General features: G+C 38.1%; 1 pseudogene. It reads left to right on the forward strand.

Annotated elements, in window-relative coordinates:
- Window position 1: 1 nt before the first annotated feature.
- Window positions 2-127: pseudogene (locus ACYQ4S_RS12540) on the forward strand (transposase); the annotation flags it as partial.
- Window positions 128-323: the final 196 nt, after the last annotated feature.

The raw sequence follows: 323 nt of genomic DNA on the forward strand, positions 1-323 counted from the left end.
AATTGCCAAGGCATTGACCACTATCTATATCGGCCAGAAAAATACACAGCATATGATCATTGACGTGGATTCTACTCACTCAGACACCTTCGGAAAACAAGAACAGACTGATTTCAATACTCACTACTTTGAATTTGCCCAAAATTTATAACAACACTTTATATGCCAAAAGCTCGAGGAATTCACATGTGGAAATCATGGAAGCCTCGAGCTTTTTGACTGTCCACAGCAAAAATCTGTGGACAAAATGCACCCTGTTGCGTGTTATAATTGATTCACCACAAAACAAAAAAACAGAACAGGAACTGAGGTTATTTTACCAT

The organism is Alkalibacterium sp. s-m-28 (assembly GCF_054658175.1).